Here is an 8,114-nt window from a genome sequence, read left to right as displayed (position 1 = left end):
TGTGGAGTAGGGTGAGGTTGTCGCGTTTATCAAACTCAGTTTGATGCGACAGACGAACGCGGAGAGCTTGCTCGAAGCTGGTCATCGCCAGACGCCAAACAAACAAAATAGCCCTAGCATTCAGCTAGGGCTATTTTGTTTGTCTCGCTTTCAGCGAGCACGACTTAACATGCAGCCCAAAGCTGCTGGCGCAGTGTGGGCCCCTCAGCTCGCAGCCAAGCTGCTTCGCGCTACAGCCATCCATCAAGCTGTGCTTGATGGGCAGATGTCTTTTGCCCCCATGTGAGATGGTGCTGTGGAGATATTGAGAATAGATCGACCTGCTTGTCTGGTCAGGTTTATCCAGTCTCTGGAGCACAGAGATTTAACCCTACCGGTATCATCAATAAAGGTACTCGAGGCTTAAGTAGCGAAGGGTTTATCTCGCTTCCAGCGAGCATGACTTTCATGGCAGTCATATACTTCAGCTCATCGTGGCGTAGTTTCATATCACAAGCATTCATCAAAACCTGTTGTCATATGCTATCAATCCAAAGGCTTTAAGATGTTACAGGTGGCTTTATGATACAGCTAACTGTCATGGACGGGCTTTTCCTTTATAATTAACAATTTGATGTTTTCATATATTCTTGGTTAAGAATGAGGAGTCGAGCTTGCTGACCAAAATTCTGCTGACGGCCTTGGTGTTGGCACTGGCATGGGCCATGCTCAAACGAAGGTCAAGCCCTGAGGTAAGGCAGAAAGAGATGGCCGAGCCGTTGCCCTTGTTCAAACGCTTTTTGGTCCCGGGAGCCGTGGGCGTCACCTTGATACTGGCCTGCGGCTTTTTTGCCTGGCAGTGGTTTGATGGTTATCAGGTGGTTTCGGTGACCTTGGTGTCCCCCAAGGAGGAGCGGCGGGAGGTCTATCAAGTGCGCAAGAAGGACATCTCTGCCAATGAGCTGGTTACTGTAGATGGGCTGAGGATCCGCCTTTCTAGCGAGGAGCGTTTGATGATAGCTGAGAAAAGTGTTCCTTGACGTGACTGAGCGCTTTTCATTAATGGCTTATCAGGTAAACTAGGCGCATTTTTTGCCGGGCATATCTTTCTTCGGCATTGTTATCTTCAGGAGGACCCATGATTACTGCATACACCTATCAGGATCAGCAGCTTAAAATTATTGAGCTGACAATAGAAGACGGTCTTCCGGAGCAAACCCTGTGGTTGGATCTTTACAAGCCGGATGACGATGAGCGGGATTGGTTGAGCCGTTATTCGGTGGAAGAGGTGCCCGACGAGGAAGATATCAATGAGATTGAGGCCTCGGCACGTTTCTATCAAAACAAAGACGGCTTGCATATCAACTCTCTGTTTCCGCAGCGGGTTGGCCAAGATGTGCGTGGCGTCAACGTCTCATTCAACCTGCGTAGCCGGTTTTTGGTCACCATACGTGAAGAGGATGTCGGTCTTATTCGTTTGCTGCGTAACTATTTGCGCCTCGGACGCATCATGGTGGCCACGCCTCAAGCGCTGTTTATCGAGCTCTTTAACCTCAAGGTAGAGTACCTCTCTGACTTGATTGAAGATGTTTACACTGTGCTGGAAAACGTCGGTGAGCAGGTGTTCGAGAGTAATGAACTCGATGATGTGTTTAAACTGATCACCTTGCAGGAAGACTCCAACGGCAAGATACGTTTGAGTCTACTTGATACCCAGAGGTCTCTGCGTTACATACAGAAGTATTACCGTAAAGAATTGGCCGAAGATGAGCTCAAGGAAATTCGCGAGATGTTGTCGGACATCGAATCTCTTATGCCTCACAGTCAGTTTATCTTCGACAAACTCAACTTCCTGTTGGATGCTGCCATGGGGTTCAGTGGCTTGCAGCAAAACAAGATCATTAAGATTTTCTCGGTTGCGGCCGTGGTCTTTCTGCCGCCAACCCTGATTGCCAGTAGTTACGGGATGAACTTCAGAGAGATGCCTGAGCTTGAGTGGTACTTCGGTTACCCTATGGCGCTGGTGATGATGTTGGCCAGTGCGGCAGGCACTTACCTGTTCTTCCGCCGCAAAGGTTGGCTGTAACGTTGTAAGGGCTTTAGCACCTTGGTCACAGGGGCTTGCGCCTTAGTGGTATCACCTGAGCCTTGTGATCTCTGTACTGGTCCGGGGCTTCCAATACGCTCGCCAACGCGGCGAACTTGTGGCGCATAATACGGATGCTGACCAGGCATCTGTGATAGGGGTTATTGCAGCGGGCCAGTCTCTGCTGCAGGTGGTGTTTAATGGTTCTGAGCTGCTCCTGGTTGGAGTCTGAACCATTGATCAACTCATCACTCAAACGCTCCTGTAGCTTGTCCAATTCTTCCGGCTGGTTTTGAGCCAGCCACATCAAGGTGTCAAAATCCGGTAGTTCTGTCATTGCCGGCCTCCGCCTGTGAGGGGTGAGCCTAGTTTCAGGCTACCCAAATCCAGGTTGCAACAACAAGATTAGTTCAGTCTAACTATGATGGTGATAATGACTTTGGTTATATAGGCTGAAGGGCTCAGCCCTTGCTTTCGCTGCCGAAGTAATAGCTGACCCGCTCTCTGGGATTGAGATACTTGAAGATTTTCTCTGGCAGCGCCGCCGGTGGCAGGCAGCGCACAATAGCAAGGCCTTCGGCTTCCAAGTCGATAATCGGTGCCTGATCTTTGGGCACCAGAGCGTCATACACCAGAATTCGCGGCAGCAGCAGCTTATCCAGGTTGACCGACATTACCAGCCCATATTGACCAGAAGAGAGCTCGACCACGCTGCCGGGAGGATAGACCCCGAGCATCTTGATCATCTTGCCGACATACTCCTGATTCAGCTTTCCCTTAGAGTACTTATACAGATAACCCAGAGCAGCATAAGGCGTCTTGGCCTTGGATTGCACTCCAGGGTGACAAAGAGAGTCATACTGGTTCACCACGGCCACCAACTGGGCGGTCTGACTCAGTTCATCGGCCTTCAGGCCTTTAGGGAAACCACTGCCATCGAGCAGCTCATGGTGATGGGTGATAACGTCCCTGGCATTTTCTGGAAAATCGGCTGCCAGCTTAATGAACTCTGCGCCCATCAGCGGGTGCTGATTCAGCAGGTTTAGTTCGGGTTTGGTCAGTGGCTCCTGCTTACGCAGTATCTGGCTTGGCAGTTTGAGCTTGCCTACGTCATGGAACAGTGAACCCAAGCCCACGGCTTCGATATCTTCTCTGGGCCATTGCAACTCTTTGGCCACTAACATGGAGAGAATGGCTACGTTGAGAGAGTGAAAATAGATGCTTTCGTCTTTATCCGAATCGGCCATCAGATGGAGGATAAGGTTGTCGGAGGATAACAGCTGCTCGGCTATGTCCCGCACCAAGTCTTGCGCTTCGGTAACGGCATTGAGAGGCCGATTGCGCAGTTTGTTGACCAAGTTGCGCATCCTTGCCAAAGAGCGATCAAAATGTTCCTCTGTCTTATGCAGCTCGCGGCGCATTTTCTTGAGAATTTCGATCCGTTGTTGCTTATCGCTTTCCATCTGTTGTTGCAGAGAATCCACTTCTTGTTGATCTTCTGCCGGAGCCGTTTGCTGATCGGCAGGCAACGGTGGGGTATCACTGCGATCCGGTACCACAAACACGCTGTCTATGCCCAGCTTACGGATAAGCTCGATTTGTGCCTGCTGTTTGATACGGAAGCTACTGAAAAGAAAAGGGTGATCTTTCCACGCCAGTGGAAGACGGACAAAGTTGCCTACCTGCAGTTGTTGGACACTGACTCTACAGCTCTTGTTCATTCAAATCATCTTTTTTAAGCACTCGTGCTATTTTATCGCAAAGAGTACGCTTTACAATTAGTTAGCTCACATGTAAGCATGTTTGGATAAAAAAATAAGCAAATTGAGATTTTTATGGACTTTATCGAAGTATATCCCAATGCCATTCCTGATGAGTTATGCGATCGTCTGATTGCCGCCTTTGACGCTCATCCCGGTGTTACAGAGGGCCGTACAGGCCATGGTGTCGACAAGGAAAAGAAAATCAGTCGCGATTTGACATTGGATCAGTACCCCGAGTTGCAGCCACTGCGTAATGAACTGCTTGGCCATACACTAAAGCATGCCGGGCGATACTTTGATAAGTATGCCATGGCGCTGATGGGAGCCGTGGCCGTGCAGGTGGCAGATGAGTCCGGCAATGCAGTAACCCTGACACCGGATAACTATGCTTGTCTGGGAGCCCCCAGAGCCGAGGCGCTGGTACAATACCTTTATCGTAGTGGTACCATCAATCTGCAAAGATATCAGCGCGATGTCGGCGGTTACCCTCATTGGCATTCTGAGCAGTTTCCCCAGGCCGGTCACAACGATGCCCTGCACAGAGTGGTGCTTTATATGTTTTATCTCAATGATGTGGTCGAAGGCGGGGAGACCGAATTCTTTTATCAGCAGCGCAAAATTGCGCCGAAGAAGGGCACAATGGTGATAGCTCCGGCAGGATTTACCCATAGTCATAGGGGCAATCGCCCCAAGAGTGGTGACAAGTATATTGCCACGTCCTGGATCATGTTTAATCGCGCCGAGCAGCTTTATGGGCCAACCCGGCGCTGAGACTCACTGCATGGGAATCTGAATGCGGAAGCAAGCACCTTCCAGATCGGAATCCTCAATGCTGAGGGTGCCGCCGTAACTGCTGACGATTTCGTTACATACCGCCAGACCAATTCCCTGTCCCGGTGACTGGGTATCGGCGCGCACGCCGCGCTGGATGATCTTCTGTTTAAGGCTCTCATCAACACCTGGGCCGTCATCTTCTACCAGTATCTGCAGTATGTTGCCCTGATAACCGGCACTGACGTGAACGGTTGAAATACATAGGCGGAACGCATTTTCCATCAGGTTGCCGAACAGCTCCATCAAGTCGCCTTGATTACCGGGAAACTGCAGTTCTTCCTCTATTTCGGCGCTGAACTTCACCTGTTTGTCTCGGTATACCTTGAACAACATCTGTGCCAGTTGCTCCACCAGAGGAGCAATCGGGGTCTGTTCCTGCTTGAGGCCCTTGCGTCCGAGCATGGCTCGCTTGAGCTGATATTTCACCAGCTGATCCATCTGGCTCACCTGTTCCATGATTTTTTCGCTGCTGGCCTGTTTATCCAGGCTGGCATCATCCGTAATGGCATGTACAGCAGCGAGACGGGTCTTGAGGCTGTGGGCCAGATCATTCATGGCATTTTGATAGCGCTGTTGCTGGGCGCTGGATTGCTGCAGCAGTTGGTTGAGCGCTTGGGTGACGCCTTCCAGCTCCACCGGATAACCACCCGACAGCGACTTGGACTTGCCGTTGATGATGGATCTCAACTCATTTCGCATCTGTACCAGTGGCCGCATGCCCCAGTAAGCGGCGCTGATCAGCAGTACCAGTGCCAGTGCCAACACCAGCGCCAGGCGAATATAGGTGCGTTTGGCAAATTGGCTGTATTCCTGCTCCAGTTTGGCCGCATCCTTAAGCACCAACAGGTTGTAGTGAATACCGGCGATATCGACCGACAGCAGATAGGCAAAATAGGCGCGATTATCGGCCATGTTGAGGTAGTAGGGGGGCGCTTCGTTGCGGATTTCATTGAAACGTTCACAGGTATCAAACAGACCTCTGTCCACCGCCAGCGACGAGGTCCATACCTGCTTGAACTTCTCGTCACAGGAGGCGATGACATAGCGCTCCTGTTTGTTGTTCTCCTCAAGCCAGGAGCTGGTATCAGGGATCAGGTCGTGCTCCCTGAGCTCGGCAGCTACCTGAGGGATCTCGGCTATCAGCTGCGCCGTCTCTTCGTTATAGCTGTTTTGTGCATGCAGTATGTTGACCATCCAGGCCAAGCCAAAACCGACCACGGCAATGATCGACAGCGAAGTGAGAAACATCCGCGTCAGCAGGCGTTTCTTGGGTTTTATTCTCAATTGCATGGCAGGTTGAATTTGTACCCCTGGCCTCTGATGGTCACTATTGGATTTTCGATACCGTCACGGGTCAACTTCTTGCGCAGTCGGCTCACCATCACCTCAATGGTGTTGGGATCGCCTTCCTTGTCGCCGTAAATAACGTCCAGCAGGCGTTGTTTGGCGACCACTTCATGGTTGTGACGCATTAGGTACTCGAGAATTTGATATTCGAAGGCGGTGATTTCCATCGGCTCACCGTTCATGGTGACTTGCTTGGCGGCGAGATCCAACGACAGGTCTCCGCTGTTGATCACCGGCTTGACGAAACCGGCACTGCGGCGGACCAATGCATCGAGGCGGGCCACCAGTTCCTCTTTTTGAAAAGGTTTGACCAGGTAGTCATCGGCGCCGGCGTTGAGTCCCTCAACTTTATCTTGCCAGTTGACCCGGGCAGTAAGGATCAGGATAGGGGCTTTGACGTCTTCATCCCGCAGGCGTTGGATAAGCGCAATGCCGTCTTGATCCGGCAAGCCCAAGTCCACAATGGCGACGTCAATGGGGTAGTTGGTTGCCTGGAAAAATCCCTCTTTGGCGGTTCCCGCCACCTGGACCTGATTTCCCAATTCTCCCAGCTGTACCTTGAGGTGATGGGAGAGTAAGGGATCGTCTTCAACAACCAAAATTCTCATATTCTTTACGCCTTTAACTGAAATCCAAACAGTGTACGCAGTTCCCTGGAACAGCTCAAGCCGAGGGGCTAAATCAAGGGCTTAGGCCAAAGACCCGGCTGGCTTAAACAGGGCTATACACTGGCGCGAGTGTATAGCCATTTTACTTAACCTGTGCTGACCTCTGATGCGGATTGTTGAGTAATTGGTCTAAGAATTGGAAAGGTTGTGGTGAGTTGGCATTATGGCAGGCGGCCGCGGTTTCTCGCTAGCCCATTACCACTCCAGGCGCTCAGCAGAGTAAACAGAGTGACCCCGCCCATAATGAATGCCAGCCTGAGCCAGGGGGCATTCATGGCTTGGCGCATGGCAACATATTCAAAGCCACTCTTGGCCCATACCAGCAAGGCGCCGGCCAATAGGCCGACTTGCAGGATGCGAACACCAACGGCGCTTTTCACAAACAGCACGGTCGGCGCCAACAGGCAGATAGCGGCGGCGATTGTGTGTGAGTATCTGAGAAAATGGGCACCCAGCAGCCAATAAGCAAGACAGAGTAAAAAAACACGCCACCACATAGAAACCTCGAATCGATTGAGTTGGGGCTATTCTAGTCTGTATTTAAAATGCATTCCATTTACTGCTTCACAGTTTACCACCTGGCTTAAAGGGGGAAGTCCATCAGGCTCTATATACCAAGTTTGTGGCTCAATTGTTCTGCGTCAAGCCGTCAACAACCTCAGCAGTATGGCAACCGAGACGGCTAAGAAGATAGCGCCGCAAAGGTAGTCTATATAGCGGCCAAATCTTAATAGGCGTTGCTGCACTCGCTCGTGAGACAGCAGCATGGCCAGCATGGCAAACCAGATAACCGAGAGCAGCGGCAGTAATATAGCGACCAACAGCTTGATCTGATTGCTGACTTCTGGGGTGATAAGGGTGGAAAACAGGGTTACAAAGAACACCAACGCCTTGGGATTGAACAGGTTGGTCGATAACCCAAGCAGCAGCCCGGCGGCGGCAGACATGGTGTTATCGCTCGCATTGTTGCCAAGGTTATTGTCTACTCTGTTGTTTAACTCCTCGGACTGCATGACTTGTGCATCATTGATTGCTGCCCGGCTGGTTGGCAGTTCATTGGTTTGCGCTTCAGCGAGTGGCCTTGCCGCCAAGGCGCGTTTAAGCCGGGCCTGAACACCAAAAGCTCCCATTCCCATCCAACCCAGATAAAGGGCGCCAAAGAGTTGCACCAGCACAAACAGGGTATGCGAGCTTTGAATGGCCAGGCTGACACCTGTGAGGCTCAGGACTGTGTGCACCAATATCGCCAGAGAAATGCCAACGGCGGCCGCCAGTGCGGTGCTGCGCGGCTCGCGGCTGGCGATTTTCAGGATCAATGCAAAATCCGGCCCTGGGCTCGCCAATGCCAGCAGGTGAATGGTGCCCAGGGTCAGCAAAAGATGCAGATCTGTCATAGTCAAGGTTATCCTTTAATGCCTCATTTAACCGAGGCTGAAA

Annotated in this window: 9 protein-coding genes; 3 read left to right on the top strand and 6 right to left on the bottom strand. The window is 51.4% G+C overall.

From position 1 onward, the window contains the following. Positions 1-653: 653 nt before the first annotated feature. Both CBE72_RS13220 and corA read left to right on the top strand, forming a co-directional pair. Positions 654-1,019, top strand: a complete 366-nt coding sequence (locus CBE72_RS13220; protein ID WP_100144063.1) for a hypothetical protein — start codon at positions 654-656, stop codon at positions 1,017-1,019. 98 nt (positions 1,020-1,117) lie between these two features. Continuing rightward, the gene (corA, locus tag CBE72_RS13215; RefSeq protein WP_025889695.1) at positions 1,118-2,065 is read left to right on the top strand and encodes a magnesium/cobalt transporter CorA; all 948 of its coding nucleotides are present in this window, start codon (positions 1,118-1,120) and stop codon (positions 2,063-2,065) included. 25 nt (positions 2,066-2,090) lie between these two features. On the opposite strand, the gene CBE72_RS13210 is transcribed toward corA, so the two are convergent. Both CBE72_RS13210 and CBE72_RS13205 read right to left on the bottom strand, forming a co-directional pair. Beyond that, the gene (locus CBE72_RS13210; protein WP_100144061.1) at positions 2,091-2,402 is read right to left on the bottom strand and encodes a DUF3135 domain-containing protein; all 312 of its coding nucleotides are present in this window, start codon (positions 2,400-2,402) and stop codon (positions 2,091-2,093) included. A gap of 124 nt (positions 2,403-2,526) precedes the next feature. Beyond that, entirely contained in the window at positions 2,527-3,786 is a 1,260-nt protein-coding gene (locus tag CBE72_RS13205) for a cyclic di-GMP phosphodiesterase (RefSeq protein ID WP_100144059.1), read from the bottom strand. Positions 3,787-3,900: 114 nt separating this feature from the next. On the opposite strand from CBE72_RS13205, the gene CBE72_RS13200 reads away from it, so the two are divergent. Further along, the gene (locus tag CBE72_RS13200; protein ID WP_100144057.1) at positions 3,901-4,599 is read left to right on the top strand and encodes a 2OG-Fe(II) oxygenase; all 699 of its coding nucleotides are present in this window, start codon (positions 3,901-3,903) and stop codon (positions 4,597-4,599) included. A gap of 3 nt (positions 4,600-4,602) precedes the next feature. Here the strand turns inward: CBE72_RS13200 and CBE72_RS13195 are convergent, their stop codons facing one another. From CBE72_RS13195 to CBE72_RS13180, 4 genes are all read right to left on the bottom strand, one after another. Further along, positions 4,603-5,952, bottom strand: a complete 1,350-nt coding sequence (locus tag CBE72_RS13195; RefSeq protein WP_100144056.1) for an ATP-binding protein — start codon at positions 5,950-5,952, stop codon at positions 4,603-4,605. After that, the gene (locus tag CBE72_RS13190) at positions 5,943-6,617 is read right to left on the bottom strand and encodes a response regulator (RefSeq protein WP_025011466.1); all 675 of its coding nucleotides are present in this window, start codon (positions 6,615-6,617) and stop codon (positions 5,943-5,945) included. Before CBE72_RS13190 ends, CBE72_RS13195 begins: the two co-directional genes overlap by 10 nt. A 221-nt stretch (positions 6,618-6,838) precedes the next feature. Further along, on the bottom strand, positions 6,839-7,174 hold the full coding sequence (locus tag CBE72_RS13185) for a hypothetical protein (protein WP_100144054.1): 336 nt from the start codon (positions 7,172-7,174) through the stop codon (positions 6,839-6,841). A 144-nt stretch (positions 7,175-7,318) separates the two neighbouring features. Further along, positions 7,319-8,071 carry a LysE family translocator gene (locus CBE72_RS13180; RefSeq protein WP_100144052.1) on the bottom strand — a complete coding sequence of 251 codons (753 nt, stop codon included), beginning with the start codon at positions 8,069-8,071 and terminating at the stop codon, positions 7,319-7,321. Positions 8,072-8,114: the final 43 nt, after the last annotated feature.

Origin of the sequence: Shewanella carassii (genome assembly GCF_002777975.1) — a bacterium.
GTDB classification, from domain to species: Bacteria; Pseudomonadota; Gammaproteobacteria; order Enterobacterales; family Shewanellaceae; genus Shewanella; species Shewanella carassii.
Note: the sequence above shows the minus strand (reverse complement) of the source record. Positions and strands in the feature narration are given on the sequence as shown.

What these genes read in the sequence shown, in the direction of transcription:
- corA (WP_025889695.1), top strand. Translation starts at nt 1,118, where the DNA reads ATGATTACTGCATACACCTATCAGGATCAGCAGCTTAAAATTATTGAG.
- CBE72_RS13210 (WP_100144061.1), bottom strand. Translation starts at nt 2,402, where the DNA reads ATGACAGAACTACCGGATTTTGACACCTTGATGTGGCTGGCTCAAAAC.
- CBE72_RS13205 (WP_100144059.1), bottom strand. Translation starts at nt 3,786, where the DNA reads ATGAACAAGAGCTGTAGAGTCAGTGTCCAACAACTGCAGGTAGGCAAC.
- CBE72_RS13200 (WP_100144057.1), top strand. Translation starts at nt 3,901, where the DNA reads ATGGACTTTATCGAAGTATATCCCAATGCCATTCCTGATGAGTTATGC.
- CBE72_RS13195 (WP_100144056.1), bottom strand. Translation starts at nt 5,952, where the DNA reads ATGCAATTGAGAATAAAACCCAAGAAACGCCTGCTGACGCGGATGTTT.
- CBE72_RS13190 (WP_025011466.1), bottom strand. Translation starts at nt 6,617, where the DNA reads ATGAGAATTTTGGTTGTTGAAGACGATCCCTTACTCTCCCATCACCTC.
- CBE72_RS13185 (WP_100144054.1), bottom strand. Translation starts at nt 7,174, where the DNA reads ATGTGGTGGCGTGTTTTTTTACTCTGTCTTGCTTATTGGCTGCTGGGT.
- CBE72_RS13180 (WP_100144052.1), bottom strand. Translation starts at nt 8,071, where the DNA reads ATGACAGATCTGCATCTTTTGCTGACCCTGGGCACCATTCACCTGCTG.